This is a genomic window from Duganella radicis, from assembly GCF_009720825.1.
Lineage (GTDB): Bacteria > Pseudomonadota > Gammaproteobacteria > Burkholderiales > Burkholderiaceae_D > Rugamonas > Rugamonas radicis.
The window spans coordinates 1-1,377 of record NZ_WNKY01000110.1; the positions used below are offsets into that span (position 1 = coordinate 1).

The 1,377-nt window shown below is 58.2% G+C and carries 1 protein-coding gene; it reads right to left on the reverse strand.

All coding sequences use genetic code 11. From position 1 onward, the window contains the following. Window positions 1-57 precede the first annotated feature (57 nt). Entirely contained in the window at window positions 58-1,254 is a 1,197-nt protein-coding gene (locus GM676_RS31250; RefSeq protein WP_155468459.1) for an IS256 family transposase, read from the reverse strand. Window positions 1,255-1,377: the final 123 nt, after the last annotated feature.

Sequence of the window (1,377 nt, forward strand, 5' to 3'; positions counted from 1 at the left end):
GATTGTGTCCCCAGGCGTGGTGTATGAGATGTGATTCTCAAGGGGCTGGGTCCCCGGTCAGTTAATCACGGCGGAGAGCCGTGCGGCCTGATTGTCGCTCAAGCTTTGCAATCCTTCAAGCTGCATGTAACGTCGCTGCAGCGACCACTCGTCATTTTGCTCAAGCATCATGGCGCCGACGAGGCGAATGACGGCTTTGTCGTTGGGGAATATACCTACCACGTTGGTGCGCCGCTTGACCTCGGCGTTAAGCCGCTCAAGCGGATTGGTGCTGTGAATCTGAGTGCGATGGGCGCGCGGGAAGCTCATGAAGGCCAGCACCTCATTTTCCGCCGCGTCCATCATGTCAGCCAGTTTGGGAAACTTCGGCCTCAGCTGGTCCGTAACCGAGCGCCATTGCGCGCTAGCCGCTTCGGCGCTCTCCTGCACGAAAATGGTATTGATCACAGCTAGCACGGCCTGACGCTGGCCCTTGCCAGCATGGGCCAAGGCGTTGCGGATGAAGTGCACCCGGCAGCGCTGCCAAGTGGTCTTAAATACCTTGCTGGCGGCAGCCTTGAGGCCCTCGTGGGCATCGGAGATGACTAGCTTGACGCCCCGTAGGCCACGACGGCTCAAGCCACGCAGGAACTCGCTCCAAAATGTCTCGGCTTCCGATGGCCCGGTGGCCACGCCCAGGATCTCGCGCACACCATCCGTGTTGACGGCCATGGCGATTATCACGGCCGTCGATACCACCCGTCCGGCCTCGCGGGATTTGACGTACGTGGCATCGATCCACAAGTAGGGCCAATCGCCTTCGATTGGGCGGTTCAGGAAAGCGTGAACGCGTTCATCGATCTCCTGGCACAGTCGTGAGACCTGGCTCTTGGAAACACCTGTCATGCCCATCGCCTTGACCAGTTCATCGACTGAACGAGTCGAAATGCCTTGGATGTAAGCTTCTTGGATGACGGCCGTTAGCGCCTTCTCGGCGGTGCGGCGAGGTTCCAGAAAACCAGGGAAGTAGCTGCCGCTGCGTAGCTTGGGGATTTTGAGGTCAACCTTGCCGGCGCGGGTATCATAGCTGCGGTCGCGGTAGCCGTTACGACTGTTGATACGTTCATCGCTGCGCTCGCCGTACGCAGCCTGGCAAAGCGATTCAACATCCATTTCCATCAGCCTTTGCAGCGCGTGCTGCAGCGTCTGGCGGATGAAATCTGCGTCCGCCCCCTTTTCGGCGAACTCGGATAATGCGATAGTGGCGTTGGTCATTGTGTTTTCCTCTGGTTGAGTTGAGTCTTCGCAAACCCAAATTTACCTTAAGAATCACAATGGCCGCCCTCAAGCTGCCTTCCTAAACGCCGATTCCGGCGAAGTCTTCATACACCACGTCGT